Below are 16,464 nucleotides of genomic sequence, written 5' to 3'. Positions count from 1 at the left end.
TATAAGGAATGTATAATGCTTCGAATCTTATTGATTGCAGTTATCTCGGTGTTCAGCACGATGAGTTTTGCAAGCGAAGAGGTTGAGTACTCAGAATTGGACTATTTAGATCGACCGTTGATGGAACGCTATATCTTGGATGAATTGAAGCAGCTAAGAATGGACCAACAAGATCTTGAAAGACGTTTGACTATTCAGATGACCGACCGTGAGCTCGCTGTGGCGGACAAATCGCTGAATTACGCCAACGTGACTGTAACCTATTTTTTCTACATTATTGCGGGTGTCGCTTCACTTATCGCATTAGTTGGGTGGCAATCGCTTAAAGAACTCAAGCACACAACCAAAGAAATGGCTGACCAGCGATTGAATTCTATCGCTCAAGAGTACGAGAAGAAGTTTAACGTTCTTGAAAGGGATCTAAAGCGTAAGACTCGAATTATCTCAGAGAACAACCGAGAAATCGAAATCATCAATGAAATACACAACTTATGGTTGAGAGCGCAAAATGCTCAAACCGCCGAGCAAAAAATTGAGATTTACGATGAGATCTTAAAAGTCCGCCCTGGTGATTTAGAGGCGCTCACTTATAAAGCTGATGCCGCAATGGACATGCAGGAATACCACTGGGCAATGAGCTTATGTAATCGTGTATTGGAAGTGGATGATCAAAATGCCCATGCCTTGTACCAACGAGCTTGTTCGTATGCAAGATTAGGTGCTGAAGGTCAGGCAATCGACGACTTAGAGCGCTCTATCGAAGCCAGTGGCTCAATGCGAGAGTTGCTAGCTGAAGAGCCAGATTTTGAGATGCTACGCGGCTTAGATCGTTTTGAAGCGCTTTGTGAAGAGTAATTATTTAATGGCATGGTGAGCTTCGTACGCTTACTATGCTTTTAATCATTTTTACGGAACGGTTTCTTACATTTCGCTTATTTTATTGAATTAATTGTTATGTTATAACATTTGAAAAGTTCATTGTGATAACCGTTAAGTATTTTTATGAAGTTCCTCCGCACTGGCCTGATAGTGACTGCTATCAGCGCATTTTCACTTGCTTTATGTCTTTCTCTTTCTCCTGAACCACCAGAAGACATCGCTATCAAAATTACACCTTACCAAGGTGTGGTTTCGGCTGATGAGAAGCCATCGAGTTCAGACGTTGAGTCAAGTTCTCTGGTAAGAGTTCATTATTTTGTCAAAGTTGGGGATACACTCAGTAATGTATTTACCTCTTGGAAACTCCCTTACGGAACGGCTCAAAAGATACTTGAGGCCGATCTAGAATCACTGAAACTGGACACGATCAAGCCTGGTGATCATCTAGAGTTGTTGTTGGATAGTGACTCTAAGCAGCTAGTCGAATTGATTTACCATGAGAGCTTGGTTGAACAAGCTGTCTATACAGAAAATGATGACGGTAGTTTTAGTTATCAGTTCATCGAGACTCCTGGGGAATGGAAAGAAAAACTGTACGCAGGTGCGGTGCAGGGTAGTTTTTCCACGTCAGCTTACAAGGCCGGTTTAACCAGTGCCCAGATAGCCAATATCACTCGAACGCTGAAAGATAAAATTAACTTCTCCAAAGCTCTCAGAGCTGGCGACAGCTTTAATGTTTTGGTTAAAGAGCAATACACGGAAGATCACTTAACGGGTAAGACTGAAGTGCAAGGGGTTTCTATCAAGCTACGAAATAGGGAAGTGGCGGCTTTTCTTGCTGCGGATGGACGTTTCTATGACCGAGAAGGAAATAGCCTTGAACAAGCTTTCAATCGATACCCAATAGACAAACAATTCCGAAGAATCACTTCATCATTCAACCCATTCCGAAAGCATCCTGTGACTGGACGTGTATCGCCGCATAATGGCACTGATTTCGCAACACCTGTGGGTTCACCCGTTTATTCAACGGGAGACGGTAGGGTTGTGGCACTTCGTGACCATCCATACGCAGGGAAATACATAGTGATAGAACATAACAGTGTTTACAAAACTCGTTATCTGCATTTGAGTCGATTCTTGGTTAAGAAAGGGCAACAGATTAAGCGTGGGCAGGAAATTGCGTTGTCGGGTGCAACAGGCCGTTTAACAGGGCCTCACTTACATTTTGAAGTGTTGGTACGTGGAAGGGCGGTCGACGCGATGAAAGCAGACCTGCCTTTGGCAAGCTCTATATTACCGAAAGACAAGGGGGCGTTCCTTGCTCGAATTGCCTCTTTTGATGAGATCATCTCTGAGCAAGAAGGCAGAACGAGTTAAATTCACTTTAGCCACGGCTTATCCTTATTCCAACCTTCTGGTGATAAACAAACCGAAGGTTGGAATAAGCATTTATGGAATTACATAATTTCAGATTCGATTAAGCGACGACAACTGCTGTGCCGCTGGCTGATACCATCAACATGCCATTACCTGTTCCTAAGACTTCATAATCGATATCGACACCAACCACTGCGTTTGCACCCGCTTCAATCGCCTTCTGCTCTAGCTCTTTGAATGCGTAATTACGTGCTTTCTCCAGTTCCTTTTCATAGGTGCCAGAACGTCCACCGACGAAGTCGCGAATACCTGAAAACATATCCTTGAATACGTTAACCCCTAGGATGGCTTCTCCGGCAATAACCCCTTTGTAATCGACAATGCGTTTGCCTTCGACAGATTGTGTGGTGGTAATAATCATAGTGGCCTCTGTAAGTTAGATAAGTTGTTACTAGTTGATTAGTTATTTGATGATTAGTTACTTGCTGAGTTTTGTCTCTGAGCGAGTGAATTCATGCCTCAACCATGTTCTCAGTTTTAGCACACTTTCTTGTTTTAATTTGTTTTTTGGACAAACGAAATAGAAATCTTGATGGGGGTTAGCCACTGGCTCACTAATTTCGACCAACATGCCATGGCTGATGTCATCTTTCACAAACAAGCGGTGAGTGACTAATACACCAAGCGAACGAATGGCAGCCTGTACGGCTTGAATCGAGACATCGAACGTCAAGTTACTGTGGAACGTCGGCATGGGTATTTGGTAATGATCGCACCACACTTGCCAGTCATGCTGTCTTCTTGGGTTGAAGACACCAATGGTTGGGTTTTGTTTCACCAGTTGTTCAACGCTTAATCCCATTTGGTTTTTCAATAGTGCTGGGCTGCACACCAATACCAGATCATCGTCACCGAGCTTTTCGCTGTAATATCGGTCCCACTCGCTCGGTTTACCGTGCACCAGCGCGATGTCCACACCTTCCTGCTCTATGTCGAAAGTGCCCGTTAACGTGGATATACGAATATCAAGAGAGGGAGCAAAGCTTTGGAATTCCGAAACTCGCGGGATCCACCAGTGCATGGCGAGTGAGTTCACCATGTTGAGGGTGATGCGGTGGTCGTTAGGCGTTTTGGCGAGTTCTTCTGTGGCTTCTATTACTTGTTCCAGTGCGGGTGCGACTTTTCGATAATATCGCTTACCTGCGGCATTGAGAACAACACGACGACCCACACGTTGGAACAGCGGCTTATTGACCAGTTGCTCTAATGATTTTATCGCTTGGCTTACTGCTGAGTGACAGACGTACAACACGCGAGCGGCTTCGGTCATGCTGCCTGTTTCGGCTACAGCAATGAAAGCATAAACGGATTTAAGTGGAACGAGTTTCTTTATTGGTAAGTTTTCCTTACAGTTGTGGTTAATATTACTCGCTATTTTTCATCACGTCACGCCTCTAAAATAACTGTCATAGGAGGTGATAATTATGTCTGATATTACCAAGGCGACGGCTTTCATGTTGTTGTCGACGTTCAGTTTGTCTTTAAGTGGCTTAATGGCCAAGTATCTATCGGTATCAATGCCCGTTTCATTTTTGAGTTTCGTGCGATTTTTGTTACCCAGCCTGTTTTTATTCTTATTTTTGATGTTTTACAAAATCACGAAACCTTCACTCGATATGTGGAAACCTTTAGTGATGCGTGCGATTTTTATGGTTGCATGCCAGTGGTGTTTCCTTACGTCTTTACAGACCCTAACACTCGTTGAAGGTGTGGTGTTGTTCAGCACTGGCCCTCTGTTCATTCCTTTGTTAGAAAAATTAATGTTTGGAACCAAGATTCATACAACCACAGTGATTTGTTTAGTTGTCACCTTTGTCGGCGTAGTGATGATGGCTGGGGATTGGTCGCAGTTTGAATTTGGCTCAGAGTTCTTTAGGCCAGCGTTGTTGCTAGGATTATTGGCGGGTGTGTTTAATTCGGGTTCACAAGTGAGTTTGTATCGAGCATCCAAGACTAGCCTGACACCCGCAGAGCTAAACGCGTGGACGTTCTTGGTCGCGGCAATCATTGTGATACCAATGGTTGTGTTTACTTCAGTATCTGTGGATCCAGATATGCTGGAGAGTGCTGCGGACAATGGAACCTTATCGAGTTTGCTATCTTTTGAAGGTTTACGCTGGATTGCGCTTGGTGCTTTTGGGTTGGCGTTATTTACCATTAATACGCAAATTTTCCGCTCGAAAGCGTACAAGTTGGCAGACAGCGGTTCTCAGTTGGCACCGCTAATTTTTACTAACATGCTGTTCAGTGCGTTATGGCAGAGCTTGTTCTTTGATGACGTGTTTTCATCTCAGCAGTTAATCGGCATCAATTTGATAGTCGTGGCGAGCATAACCAATACTCTATTGGCTAAAAGACACAGCAAAGCAAAAGCCAAGCAAACACCTCGATCTGCTGTGGTTGTAGCAGATGCTGCGGTTTTGGACTCTGCCGTTAAAAGCTAAACATTGAGGCTGAAGATTGCAGACAAAAGCCTAGAACAATGAACGAATGTACTCTTTTACTCGGTCGATGTGTTCGTTTGGTTTAATCTCGCAACGCTGTTTAGTCTCTAGGAATCGCTCAGCGTATTTGTCGTAGATTTTGTTTTCCAAAAACAGCAAATACAGCTTGGGGTCGATATGACCGCTGGTGGCCATGTCGGTCATGATGTTGAGTGATTCGCTTAGGAGTTTTCCTTTCTTATACGGGCGATCACTGGAGGTGAGCGCTTCGAATACATCGGCAATGGCCATCGCTCTAGACGGCAAAGGTAACTGGTCTTCGCTTAAGCCTCTCGGGTAACCCTTGCCATCGATACGTTCGTGGTGTCCGCTGGCAATGTCAGGAATGTTCTTGAGATAAGATGGATAAGGTAGCTTGTTGAGCATGGTGAAGGTTTGAATGATATGGTCGTTTATCATGAAGCGTTAAGGTACCGCGACGTACTTTCAAATTGTGCAATTCACCTTGGTTGTACTTGACTTCACCAGGTTTGAGTACAAACGCTTCTTGCCACACGTTGGCTGGGTTAAAGCCATTATCCCAAGGTATTTTATGTTCGGGTTTATCAGCAAGTAGTGGCTCCATCACGGGCAGCGTTTGGTCTTTGATTCTTGGCTCAATTTCATCTTTTTCAGCCGGATCTTGCTGCGTGTTAAATCTCGCTTTTTCAGACCAAGATAACCCTAGCTGATCGTCGAGTGTTCGTTTCCACTGGCGCTTGGCTATTCGGTCTAAGCGTTCTAGTTGTTCGTCCGTCATCGACTCTCCACCAAGATTGCATTCAGCAACGAAGGCAAATTCTTCATCCAATTCTGACAAGCTTTGTTCGAGGATCTTAAGCTGATCCTCTTGAAGCGCTCCGTTCGCTATGGCTTTCCAGTAGTCGGTTTCAGCCTGTTGTTTTAACAGTTCGAAACGCATTCGCACTTCGTGGATTCGGTCGTAAATGGTTTCCAATTTTGTCGCTTTGTCTACGACATACTCAGGTGTGGTGACTTTCCCACAGTCATGTAACCAAGCAGCCAGCATGAGTTCTTCCCATTGTTTATTATCAAGCGAGAACTGCGGGTAGTAACGGTCGTCATCTATAGTCGCTTGGGTTAACCATTTGGTCAGTTCGGGTACTCGCTGACAGTGACCGCCAGTGTATGGGGATTTGGTATCAATCGCAGATGCTATTAACTCGATAAAGGCATTGAGCATGTCTTTCTGTTGCTGCATTTGGTCAATGTTGTCTTTAGCGATTTCAGCAAAGCTCAGTAGCTCCCTCAAAAATGCGTGTTTGTCTGCCTGCATCTTGGTGATTGGTCTTTCATAGCCAATTGCAACAATACCCACCAACAACTTCTCACGGTTTAATAGTGGAAACAGGTACAGATCTGAATTGAAGATCGAATCTTGGTAATAGTTGAGAACATTGTCTTCTCGGTTTAAGTGGATGGTTTCTCCAGATTTAAGCTGGCACAGCAACCAAGGGGTGTGCTTGATGAAGTCATTGATGTCGGCTTTAAAAGGGAGAATGGCAAGGTTAGCTGCCGTATCAAACACGTCTTTCTCTTTTGATTGAGTGAAGAGGACGATGGTTTCTGCTTTGGTAATCAAATAGCTTTGATGAGCGATATTTTTGGCTAATATCGAAAATTCCTGATTCCCGGCCGTGTCTCGAAGTAGTGTAATCAGATCATGAAGTGTGTGTTCCATCAGCTCAATTGAGTGGGCGAGGTTAGCCACTTCTTGAATCATGCTTTTGGGATAATGAGTTCGCCTGAAGTCAAATCGTGCGATGTTGTCGGTGAGTTGCATCAGCGTATTAAGCGGCTGAGACAAACGATTGGCGACAAACCATACGATAGCGAAGCAGATGAACAACATCCCAATCGCGACGGCGACTTGCTTGTCACGCATCGAGATAAGATCAGAGAGCAACTCATTGTGTGGCGTAGCCTCTGCCAAATATAAAGTGACATTCTGAGTGAGCTCAACAGGCGTTAGTGTTAATGCCCAAGTGTTTAGGTTGTATTCAACGTTTTTTAGGTTGAGGTTTAATTTCTCCTCGTCGGAGATAAGTGGTGCTATGACGGATGCTTTCAATGCTTCCAACTGTTCACGTTTGGGCACATTAAAGAAGCTTTGGTCTTGCTCACTGCCAGAGAGTTTCCCCGTCGTTTGGTTATTCGTTTTCTCAGTTTTACTTGTGTTGTTAGGCTGGGAGGTAAGCTTGGGAATTGATAGATCAAGTTGATGTTGGCCGAGAAGATTGAAATGTTGATCGAACAGAGCGAGTCGGGTTTGTGGAGAGTAGGCCAATTCACTGATCTGGGAAGAGAGAGATTTCAACGTGAAGTCGGCACCAACGACATGCTTGCCATCCAAAGAACGTCTAGAAAGCGTGATGCCATTGGTTTGCAAGAAATAGAACAGGTAGGGCTCAGAGAGTTGTATTGAGCCGTCAGGCTTTGCGTTACGAAACCAAGGTCGAGTCGTGGGGTTGAACTTACTCTCGGCTTGTCGGGTACTGATCACTTGGTGTGCGCCATCGAGAAAGGTAATAAAGTTTTCACCATCTAGATTGGTGCTGCTGACCATCATGGTCGCTTTCGCGGGAGCGTTGTTGTCGGCTCTCTGTTTAATGGAACTCAGAGGGCGAAAGATTCTGAAGTCACCATCTTCAGAGCCATAGAACAGAGCGACTAAATTGGTATTTTGTTTGAAGATGATATCGACCGAAGCAAGCCAAGATTCTTTTTCGACGGAGGAGGTTTGATGAGCAACAAACGGGCTCACTGCCATCACGTTTAAGGTTGTGATGACTGGGGCAATAGCTTGTTTAAATACCGATTCCAGTTTATCGCGATGTTCATTACTGACTTCGCGCACTGTGCCTAAAAGCAGTTCTTGAGAATGCCGATAACTTATCGAAATCAGTACGGTACCGACAAGAGTGGTCAAAATTAAGAAAAGGCTAGTGATGTGGATACTCAGCGGATATCGTCTTCTTCTCATCTAACACTCCAGTTTGTAGACTGGTTTAAGTATTGACGAACTTGGGTAGGTTGCAAAAAATTGGCGTAATTACCGAGTATGATCGATTTTACTTAGATAAGAAAAGCGTTAGCGTCTTCTGGTAGCCACGTATTCCCGTGTCGTGTAAATGAATACCTAATAAACCTTTATGTTTGGGTGCTAATTGTCACTTTCAACTGATAAACTGGTCGAATTGTTGCTATTAAGCACTCATTTCTTAAGCACGTTTTTTGACCGAGCGAAGAGGGCATTGATTCATGGAACTAAAAGTAGACACCCACACCCACACATACGCAAGTGGTCATGCTTACAGCACGTTGATCGAGAATGCAAAATCGGCAAAACAAAACGGTTTAGCTATGTTTTGTACGACCGACCATTCCGAGTCTATGCCGGGCGCGCCACACTATTGGTTTTTCAGTAACCAACGTGTGCTCCCTCGTTTTATTGAAGATGTCGCTATTATTCGAGGTGTCGAGTCAAACATCATGAACACACAGGGTGAAATCGACATTCATCCGAGTGTGGATAAGAATCTAGATTGGGTGATTGCCAGCTTCCACGAGCCCGTTTTTCGCCCGTCGGATGTTGCTACTCATACAGAAGCATTGTTGAATGTGATTAAAGGCGGTCGTGTTGATGCACTTGGTCATTTAGGCAACCCAAATTTTGATTTCGATTTTGAAGTTGTGATTCAATGTGCGGCGGAACATAACGTAGCAATCGAAATTAATAACACCACGCTTAAAGGCAATAGCCGCGTTGGCAGTGTTGATCGTTGTTACGAGATCGCAAGAATTGCTAAAGCGAAAGGTGCGTTTATTACGACAGGTAGCGATGCGCATTTCTGCATAGATGTGGGTGGATTGGATCTCGTGTCTTCACTACTTGGTGAGGTGGGCGTGGATTCGAGTAAAGTGATTACCCATTCACCACAGCAATTCCTAGCCTTTTTGGTATTACGTGGTCGTCAATCGATTGCCGAGTTTTCGGTATTTGAGTGATGGTTTGTCCGGTACTTTATACTTTTTAGTCATTGGTTAGCTAGCTAGTTTGCATTTCGACACAATCAATTTTTGTGCCCGACGGATTTTTGTATACACTAACCGAAAATAATAAAGTCGAAGTGCCACAGTACAATAATGATGGCTCTAACTTCAAAGACACCGCTTCACTTGGAGAAATAATGAAAACTCGCTCAATCCTTTTATCTGGCTTAATCGCTGCTTCAGTATTGTCTGGCAACGCATTTGCTAATGTTGACCTTAAGAAAAACATGCAAGAAATGAAGCTTGCGTTCAAACAAGCGGCAGAAGCTCAAAGCATTGAAGAGATGCAAAAGCCTATCGTTCGTTTAGATACGCTAGTGGCAGAGCTCAAAACGGGTGTTTACCCAATAGAGAAAGAAGATAACTTCATGGAAGGTTTCAAAAAGATCAGTGCATCATTGGATAGCATTGAGCAGAAGCTAGACCAAGGTGACTTAGAGTCGGCACAGCAGGAACTTCGTACTATTGACGGCCTTCGTGAAGAGTACCATGAGAAGCGTAATCCAAGCATTTGGAGCAAGATCTTCGGTTAATTTTCTAATCAATTGAGTTTGCTAGATACGTAACAAAGAGCAAAACCTCAAGATTCGATTTCTAAAACGCTGTCTTACATTACCCTCTTTAGGGGAAGGTGTAAGGCGGCGTTTTTTATTGTCGTTTCTCTAAACAGTTTACTGCTATTTTTCTAGACATTTTACTGCTAATAGACGCGTAACATTCTTTTGGCTCTTTGGTTGTAACCAGTTTTTAACTAAAAAGAGTGTGCGTTAGCTTCAATTTTTTAACTTGCTGTTAATCTTTACGTTTACCTATATTCCAAGTCCCTCATAATAAGGGAAATTTATAAAGATTTGGAATAATGCGCCGAACTTCGTTCAACTTCTCCATGTTACTTGCTACAGCATTAAGCTGGGTGCTGGTGACATTAATGCCTGTTATCAATGCTCATGGTAATAGTGTGGGAGTATGGGCGTCGTTATGTACGGTCAATGGCTTTGAACTGGTTCAAATTGAAGAAGGTGAACCTAATACTCACAAAGGAAAGCCGTGTCCCTTTAGCCATTTTTCCACGTTTCACCAAGACGAACTTCCAACTACACTACTGACAACTCGACTGAGTTCTATTGTCTCAGACAGCTACGCTTTTTTGGCTCTAAGCGAACGCTACACGAGACAAGCCCCGCGCGGCCCTCCCTTTGATATTGCTTAAACCTAACCCACTAAAATAATTAAAAAATAAAGTATTAAGTAAAGTTAAACATGCTCAGATTACTTTCTGATTTTTCAGAAGGTATGTTTGCGTGTGTCAAAGGAAATAATAATGTTGAGAAATGAATCTCAAAGATCTGCGAAAGCACAAGCAACTTCGCAGTCTACAAGCAGTGCAACAACTGGTTCGGAAACCAATATAAAAAGCAAAGACCGCAATAAAACTCTCTACTTCCTCACTTGGCGCTGGCACTTCTATGCCGGGCTATTCGTTATCCCATTTATGTTGATGTTGAGTATTACTGGTTTGGTGATGCTGTTTGATGATGAACTTGAGACCGCTCTATACCCAGAAGCACTAGTGATGCAGAGTGGTGTGAGCTCAAGCGGCATCATCCCAATTAAAGACCAGCTCGCCGCCGTTAAATCGCGATATCCAGAAGGAATAGCGACTCAATTTATTACCGCTAGATCTACAGATTTACCTAACCGCTTCTCTGTGAACTTGGTCGATGGTCGGTCAGTATTTGCAACCGTGAACCCCAATACTGGTCAAGTGATCAGTGAAATCCCTCGCAGTGATAGTTGGTATCAGCTGGCGAACGACATTCATGGCACTCTACTGTTAGGGGATTGGGGAGATTACCTGATTGAAGTAGCGACCAGCTTATCTATTTTGCTATTAGTGAGTGGTATTTATCTATGGTTGCCGCGCGACAATGCCACAAAAGCAGGCTTTTTGAAGATCCGCATTTCTTCTGGATCTCGCATTTTTATGCGTGACCTGCATGCAAACCTTGGTGGTACTCTGTCTTTAGTGTTGCTGATGTTCTTATTGTCTGGGCTTGCTTGGGCAGGCTTTTGGGGCGGTAAGATGGTTCAGGCTTGGAGTAGTTTCCCAGCTCAGATGTGGGATGATGTCCCTTTGTCTCAGCAAACACACGGCTCGTTAAATCACGGCTCGGAAGAGGAATACCCTTGGAACTTAGAGCAAACTCCGCTTCCAGAGTCGCACGATCACTCTTCAATGAGTGACGAACACAGTCACCATATCGCTTCTGGAGAAAGCATTCCGCTTGAGCAAGTGGTTCAAAAAGCGAATGAACTCGGCTTTACTTACTATCGAATTAACTTCCCTCGTACTGAAACGGGTGTCTACACCATCACGGCCAATACTATGGGCGGCGACATTATTGACCCTAGGGAAGATCGAACTACTCATCTAGACCAATACTCAGGCCGTATTCTGGGTGAGGTGTCCTGGCAAGATTATAACTTCATAGCCAAGACGTTAGCTGTTGGTATTTCTCTGCACCAAGGTGACATCAGTATCATCAATAAGCTTCTAAATGCCTTGTTCTGTTTGGCGTTTATCGTTGTGTCAGTGACTGGCGGTGTGATGTGGTGGAAGCGCAGACCGTCAGGCCAACGCAAGCTCGGTACACCACCTAAGTTTGGTGATGCTGGCTTATGGAAAGCAGGCTTGGTGACTGTGATAATTATTTCGGTACTATTTCCTTTAGCGGGGGCAACGATTGTGGCTGCGATGCTCTTGGACTGGTTGCTTTTCTCACGTATTGAGAAATTCAAAACGGCGTTGAGCTAATTGAATCAAAAACGGACCTTTTCGACATTGAGAAGGTCCGTTTTGTTATTAAGGTGTTTTTTATCAACAAGACTTTAGATTTGATAAAGCTCTAGTGGCAGGCCGTCTGGGTCTGCGAAAAACGTAAATGATTTCCCCGTAAACTCATCAACACGAATCGGTTCGACGTCGATTCCTTGTGCTTCCAAATAGTTTTTGACTTGTTGAACGTCATCAACACAAAAAGCTAGATGTCTTAGCCCTTGGGCTTCAGGAAAACTTGGTCTTTCAGGTGCGTTAGGGAAACTGAATAATTCTATTTGTGCACCATTGGGCAGTGCCAAGTCGAGCTTGTGCGACTGGCGTGCTTCGCGGTAATTCTCTGCAATAATTTCTAGCTTTAAAATCTCAGTGTAAAACCGTTTAGAGATTTCGTAGTCTGAACAGATGATCGCGGTGTGGTGTATTCCCCTAAGCATTAGTTGATTTCTCCTGCCAACTTTTCACCCAAGTGCTCCATCGCGTAATCAATGAACACACGTAGGCGAGCAGGCATATACTTGGTTTGAGCAAACTGCATCGCGATAGCGCCATGGTAGTTACTCTTGATGGTCCAATCTTCTAATACTTGTACGACAGAACCTTCAGCCAATGCATCTTGAATCACGAAGTCATGGAATATACCGACGCCAAGCCCTTCTTTCACGCCTTTAAGTCGCATTTGAGAATGGTTTACAGCGTAACGCCCACTGACGGGAACGGTGTGAAACTCATCATCTTTTAGAAAGTCCCAAATGTGGTCTTTATCTGTTTCCGCAAGATACAAACAATCGTGTTCAGACAGCTCCGTAGGGTGGTGAGGAATCCCTTTCGCTTCTAAATAGCTAGGGCTTGCACACAACACGAGATTTGTTTTTCCTAATGCTTTCAATACCAAACTTTCGTCGGGCTTATCGGTAAGGCGAAAAGCAATGTCGATACCTTGACGTAATATGTCAATGTCGCCATCAGCCGCTCTTAACTTAAGTTGGATCTCAGGGTACTGATTTAAGAATGGTGCAACAAAAGGCTGTAGAACCGAGTTCAAGAAGGCTTCAGGGGCTGCTACCGTTATCGATCCAGCAGGTTCGGTATGGTCAGATGTCGACAACTCAACCGCTTGTTGCGCCGCATTAATCATTACCACGCTCTGATCGTAAACCAGTTGACCTGCTTGCGTGATGATAAGAGTACGGGTGGTTCGCTCGAACAGCTTTACTGAGAGCGCTTTTTCTAGACGTGTGATCAATTTACTCAACGCTGAGGGTGTCACCCCTAACTGCTTTGCTGCAGCGGTAAAGCTACCTTCATTCACAACTAAGATAAACGAGGCGAGATCGGGAAGTAGGGCGATGAGTTTTGGGTTAATCATAAGTATCCAGTTGGGCTAGTTGCAACGGTGAGCTTATTGACAATTGTGAGTGATCTCTTCTGATTTGTGAATCAATTTCATTAATTGCTTAGCGTGATTGCTCTGATAGATTGATGTGTTTGTAGCTTATCTGTATAGCGGAGTTGCTGATGCACATTCTAAGAGAAGCGGATAATCATCACCATATCGTTCTGAGATGAAAAATAGAGATCTGATATGAAAGTGAAATTAGACACAAACGGAAGGGGACTTGACGTTAAAAAGAGCAGGTAAGACGCGTTTATGTGCCCTGTGTCACTGGGATGAATCATTATTCGTGCCTGTGATTCATTAATGTTTTTCCAACTAAAGGGATAATCGAGAAGGGGATGTTCAACTAGAATAGGGGTATAAGTTTTACAGTGTAAATGATCGAATTGAAATCGTTTACATCCCCTACATAATGCGGCGCGCGATGCTGCTGAATAATAATTAGGAAGGAATAGACAATGTCTTCTGCATTTTACCAACAGATTCAAACTCAAATCGAAGAAGTTAAAGAAGAAGGTCTTTACAAGTCTGAGCGCATTATCACTTCTGCACAAAAAGCAGCGGTTTCTATCTCGACTGGTGAAGAAGTACTAAACTTCTGTGCAAACAACTACTTAGGTCTTGCTAATCACCCAGCTCTTATCGAAGCAGCTAAAGATGGTATGGATCAGCACGGCTTTGGTATGGCTTCAGTACGTTTCATCTGTGGTACTCAAGACTCTCACAAAGAACTAGAGCAAAAGCTATCTACGTTCCTTGGTAAAGAAGACACTATCCTTTACACATCTTGCTTTGATGCAAACGCTGGCCTATTCGAAACGATTCTAGGCAAAGAAGACGCAATCATTTCTGATGCTCTAAACCACGCATCTATTATTGATGGTGTTCGTCTATGTAAAGCAATGCGCTTCCGTTACTCGAACAACAACATGGAAGAGCTAGAGCAACAACTTATCGCAGCTAAAGAAGCAGGCGCTCGTCACACGCTTATCGTAACTGACGGCGTGTTCTCAATGGACGGCGTAGTCGCTAACCTTCCTGCTATCTGTGACCTTGCTGATAAGTACGGCGCACTAGTGATGGTTGATGACTCTCACGCAGTGGGCTTCATGGGCGAAAACGGCGCAGGTACTCACGAGTTCCACAACGTTGTTGACCGTATCGACATCATCACAGGTACGCTTGGTAAAGCAATGGGTGGTGCTTCAGGCGGTTACACTTCTGGTAAGAAAGAAGTGATCGACTGGTTACGTCAGCGTTCTCGTCCATACCTATTCTCTAACTCTGTTGCACCAGCAATCGTATCTGCGTCTATTCGCGTTCTAGATCTTCTAGCGGAATCTGGCGACCTACGTACTCAACTATGGGAAAACTCTGCTCACTTCCGTACTCGCATGGAAGCAGCTGGTTTCACTATGGGCGGTGCTGATCATGCAATCATCCCAATTATGCTGGGTGATGCAAAAGTAGCAGCTGAATTCGCAGAGCGCGCACTAGAGAAAGGCATCTACGTGGTAGGTTTCTCATTCCCTGTAGTACCAAAAGGCCAAGCTCGTATCCGTACGCAAATGTCTGCTGCACACTCTCGTGAGCAACTAGACCGTGCAATCGATGCGTTCATCCAAGTTGGTAAAGACATGGCTATCATCTAATTTTAAAGGGTTGCCTTTAGCATCCTTTGATTAGATAAAACAACACCCAATAGAACATATAGATTTTTGATTCTCGCCTTACTGTTAGGCGAGATGAACTGGATAACATTATGAAAATTAAAGCACTTTCTAAGCTTAAGCCTGAAGAAGGCATCTGGATGACCGAGGTTGAAAAACCTGAAATGGGTCATAATGATCTTCTAATTCGTATTAAGAAAACTGCAATTTGTGGTACAGACGTACATATCTACAACTGGGATGAGTGGTCACAAAACACAATTCCAGTACCTATGGTGGTAGGTCACGAATACGTGGGTGAAGTTGTTGGCATCGGCCAAGAAGTTCGTGGTTTTGAAATCGGCGACCGTGTATCTGGTGAAGGCCACATCACATGTGGTCACTGTCGTAACTGTCGTGGCGGCCGTACTCACCTTTGTCGTAACACAACCGGTGTTGGCGTAAACCGCACTGGTGCGTTCTCTGAGTTCCTTGTGATCCCTGCGTTCAACGCATTTAAGATCCCTGCAGAAATCTCTGACGATCTAGCATCAATCTTTGACCCGTTTGGTAACGCAGTACACACAGCGCTTTCTTTCGACCTAGTAGGCGAAGACGTGCTAATCACTGGTGCTGGTCCAATCGGTATCATGGCTGCTGCTGTTGCTAAGCACGTTGGTGCTCGTCACGTTGTAATCACTGACGTAAACGAATACCGCCTAGACCTTGCTCGTCAAATGGGTGTAACTCGCGCAGTAAACGTAATGGAAGAGAAGCTTGAAGACGTAATGGCTGATCTCGGCATGACTGAGGGCTTCGATGTAGGCCTAGAAATGTCTGGTAACCCATCTGCGTTCAATAGCATGCTGACTAACATGAACCACGGCGGTAAGATCTCTCTACTAGGTATTCCACCATCAGACATGGCAGTAGACTGGAACCAAGTAATCTTTAAAGGCTTGGTTATCAAAGGTATCTACGGTCGTGAGATGTTCGAAACTTGGTACAAGATGGCTTCTTTGATTCAATCAGGCCTAGATCTAACACCAATCATTACTCACCACTACAAAGTGGACGACTTCCAGAAAGGCTTCGACATGATGCGCTCTGGTATGTCAGGTAAAGTAATTTTAGACTGGGAGTAGGTTACTACCAGTTTTGAATGTTAGAAGGCAACAGGTAAAACTGTTGCCTTTTTTATCGCCACTCTGTAGCCATATTTAATTTATAAATAATTTAACTAATTGATATTTATTAGTTATTTTTTATTTCGCATATAGTGGCAAGTTTGATTCAATCAGGGTTAGACCTATCACCAATCATTACCTCATCACTTTAAAATTGATGATTTCCAAGCTGGCTTCGATGCTATACGTAGGGGGCTTTCTGGCAAGGTTTTCCTTGATTGGGAATAGAAAAATTAGGCTCTAAATAGCAAAAGGCGACAGTGAAAATTGTCGCCTTTTTTACGAATAAAACAGCTAAATAACGGTCGTTTACAGTGTCTACCGCCACTTTGTCGCCATTAATTCTCTAATGGATTGAGGGGCTTTGTTGCGTAATTCAGTGGAACTAAATCCAGAACCTACGATCTGATCAGCTACGTCCACTCTCTCGTAGCCCTATTCCTAAACCTTTTTATAAAACAACCAACTGGAAGCAATACAACCAATCACTCATTAACCGTGGCTCTCTGACTTTTTA

General features: G+C 44.0%; 13 protein-coding genes and 2 pseudogenes. 10 read left to right on the top strand and 5 right to left on the bottom strand.

The genetic code is table 11. The annotated features are described in order from the left end of the window. Positions 1–15: 15 nt before the first annotated feature. Positions 16–855, top strand: a complete 840-nt coding sequence (locus AB6D07_RS18760) for a tetratricopeptide repeat protein (RefSeq protein WP_009845608.1) — start codon at positions 16–18, stop codon at positions 853–855. Positions 856–1,002: 147 nt separating this feature from the next. Beyond that, entirely contained in the window at positions 1,003–2,259 is a 1,257-nt protein-coding gene (locus tag AB6D07_RS18755; protein ID WP_372091212.1) for a peptidoglycan DD-metalloendopeptidase family protein, read from the top strand. 100 nt (positions 2,260–2,359) lie between these two features. On the opposite strand, the gene AB6D07_RS18750 is transcribed toward AB6D07_RS18755, so the two are convergent. Continuing rightward, entirely contained in the window at positions 2,360–2,680 is a 321-nt protein-coding gene (locus tag AB6D07_RS18750; protein WP_004730185.1) for a heavy metal-binding domain-containing protein, read from the bottom strand. A 57-nt stretch (positions 2,681–2,737) separates the two neighbouring features. Beyond that, on the bottom strand, positions 2,738–3,652 hold the full coding sequence (locus tag AB6D07_RS18745; protein ID WP_029223105.1) for a LysR substrate-binding domain-containing protein: 915 nt from the start codon (positions 3,650–3,652) through the stop codon (positions 2,738–2,740). A 91-nt stretch (positions 3,653–3,743) separates the two neighbouring features. Here AB6D07_RS18745 and AB6D07_RS18740 point away from each other — a divergent pair, with 91 nt between their 5' ends. After that, complete coding sequence (locus AB6D07_RS18740) at positions 3,744–4,763, top strand: DMT family transporter (RefSeq protein WP_029223104.1); 1,020 nt, start codon at positions 3,744–3,746, stop codon at positions 4,761–4,763. A gap of 30 nt (positions 4,764–4,793) precedes the next feature. Here AB6D07_RS18740 and AB6D07_RS18735 read toward each other — a convergent pair. Further along, a pseudogene (locus AB6D07_RS18735) lies at positions 4,794–7,806 on the bottom strand (HD domain-containing phosphohydrolase). Positions 7,807–8,084: 278 nt separating this feature from the next. Between AB6D07_RS18735 and AB6D07_RS18730 the strand changes: the two are divergent. The 4 genes from AB6D07_RS18730 to AB6D07_RS18715 all read left to right on the top strand — a co-directional run bounded on the left by AB6D07_RS18730 (position 8,085) and on the right by AB6D07_RS18715 (position 11,691). After that, positions 8,085–8,831 carry a phosphatase gene (locus AB6D07_RS18730; RefSeq protein WP_009845603.1) on the top strand — a complete coding sequence of 249 codons (747 nt, stop codon included), beginning with the start codon at positions 8,085–8,087 and terminating at the stop codon, positions 8,829–8,831. 182 nt (positions 8,832–9,013) lie between these two features. Continuing rightward, positions 9,014–9,409 carry a cytochrome b562 gene (locus AB6D07_RS18725; RefSeq protein WP_012600383.1) on the top strand — a complete coding sequence of 132 codons (396 nt, stop codon included), beginning with the start codon at positions 9,014–9,016 and terminating at the stop codon, positions 9,407–9,409. 326 nt (positions 9,410–9,735) lie between these two features. Next, a complete protein-coding gene (locus AB6D07_RS18720) occupies positions 9,736–10,086 on the top strand; it encodes a hypothetical protein (protein WP_017103905.1) in 351 nt (116 codons plus the stop codon). Between the two features lie 111 nt (positions 10,087–10,197). Continuing rightward, positions 10,198–11,691 (top strand): PepSY domain-containing protein, encoded by a 1,494-nt coding sequence (locus tag AB6D07_RS18715; RefSeq protein ID WP_017103904.1) that lies wholly within the window; start codon positions 10,198–10,200, stop codon positions 11,689–11,691. A 74-nt stretch (positions 11,692–11,765) separates the two neighbouring features. Here the strand turns inward: AB6D07_RS18715 and AB6D07_RS18710 are convergent, their stop codons facing one another. Both AB6D07_RS18710 and AB6D07_RS18705 read right to left on the bottom strand, forming a co-directional pair. Next, positions 11,766–12,149 carry a VOC family protein gene (locus AB6D07_RS18710; RefSeq protein ID WP_017100639.1) on the bottom strand — a complete coding sequence of 128 codons (384 nt, stop codon included), beginning with the start codon at positions 12,147–12,149 and terminating at the stop codon, positions 11,766–11,768. Further along, positions 12,149–13,081 carry a LysR family transcriptional regulator gene (locus AB6D07_RS18705; RefSeq protein WP_017103903.1) on the bottom strand — a complete coding sequence of 311 codons (933 nt, stop codon included), beginning with the start codon at positions 13,079–13,081 and terminating at the stop codon, positions 12,149–12,151. Before AB6D07_RS18705 ends, AB6D07_RS18710 begins: the two co-directional genes overlap by 1 nt. Before the next feature lie 488 nt (positions 13,082–13,569). Between AB6D07_RS18705 and AB6D07_RS18700 the strand changes: the two genes are divergently transcribed. From AB6D07_RS18700 to AB6D07_RS18690, 3 genes and pseudogenes are all read left to right on the top strand, one after another. Continuing rightward, positions 13,570–14,763 carry a glycine C-acetyltransferase gene (locus AB6D07_RS18700; RefSeq protein ID WP_017059545.1) on the top strand — a complete coding sequence of 398 codons (1,194 nt, stop codon included), beginning with the start codon at positions 13,570–13,572 and terminating at the stop codon, positions 14,761–14,763. 110 nt (positions 14,764–14,873) lie between these two features. Then, positions 14,874–15,905, top strand: a complete 1,032-nt coding sequence (gene tdh, locus AB6D07_RS18695) for an L-threonine 3-dehydrogenase (protein WP_004730216.1) — start codon at positions 14,874–14,876, stop codon at positions 15,903–15,905. 134 nt (positions 15,906–16,039) lie between these two features. Then, positions 16,040–16,175, top strand: a pseudogene (locus AB6D07_RS18690) (L-threonine 3-dehydrogenase); the annotation flags it as partial. Positions 16,176–16,464: the final 289 nt, after the last annotated feature.

Origin of the sequence: Vibrio sp. 10N.239.312.C11, from assembly GCF_041466065.1 — a bacterium.
Lineage (GTDB): Bacteria > Pseudomonadota > Gammaproteobacteria > Enterobacterales > Vibrionaceae > Vibrio > Vibrio tasmaniensis_A.
This window is presented reverse-complemented; position numbering and strand designations above follow the sequence as displayed.

Excerpts from the sequence above, each read along its gene's own strand:
- AB6D07_RS18725 (WP_012600383.1), top strand. The coding sequence starts at position 9,014 with ATGAAAACTCGCTCAATCCTTTTATCTGGCTTAATCGCTGCTTCAGTA.
- AB6D07_RS18730 (WP_009845603.1), top strand. The coding sequence starts at position 8,085 with ATGGAACTAAAAGTAGACACCCACACCCACACATACGCAAGTGGTCAT.
- AB6D07_RS18700 (WP_017059545.1), top strand. The coding sequence starts at position 13,570 with ATGTCTTCTGCATTTTACCAACAGATTCAAACTCAAATCGAAGAAGTT.
- AB6D07_RS18760 (WP_009845608.1), top strand. The coding sequence starts at position 16 with ATGCTTCGAATCTTATTGATTGCAGTTATCTCGGTGTTCAGCACGATG.
- AB6D07_RS18705 (WP_017103903.1), bottom strand. The coding sequence starts at position 13,081 with ATGATTAACCCAAAACTCATCGCCCTACTTCCCGATCTCGCCTCGTTT.
- AB6D07_RS18715 (WP_017103904.1), top strand. The coding sequence starts at position 10,198 with ATGTTGAGAAATGAATCTCAAAGATCTGCGAAAGCACAAGCAACTTCG.
- tdh (WP_004730216.1), top strand. The coding sequence starts at position 14,874 with ATGAAAATTAAAGCACTTTCTAAGCTTAAGCCTGAAGAAGGCATCTGG.
- AB6D07_RS18750 (WP_004730185.1), bottom strand. The coding sequence starts at position 2,680 with ATGATTATTACCACCACACAATCTGTCGAAGGCAAACGCATTGTCGAT.
- AB6D07_RS18710 (WP_017100639.1), bottom strand. The coding sequence starts at position 12,149 with ATGCTTAGGGGAATACACCACACCGCGATCATCTGTTCAGACTACGAA.
- AB6D07_RS18755 (WP_372091212.1), top strand. The coding sequence starts at position 1,003 with ATGAAGTTCCTCCGCACTGGCCTGATAGTGACTGCTATCAGCGCATTT.
- AB6D07_RS18740 (WP_029223104.1), top strand. The coding sequence starts at position 3,744 with ATGTCTGATATTACCAAGGCGACGGCTTTCATGTTGTTGTCGACGTTC.
- AB6D07_RS18720 (WP_017103905.1), top strand. The coding sequence starts at position 9,736 with ATGCGCCGAACTTCGTTCAACTTCTCCATGTTACTTGCTACAGCATTA.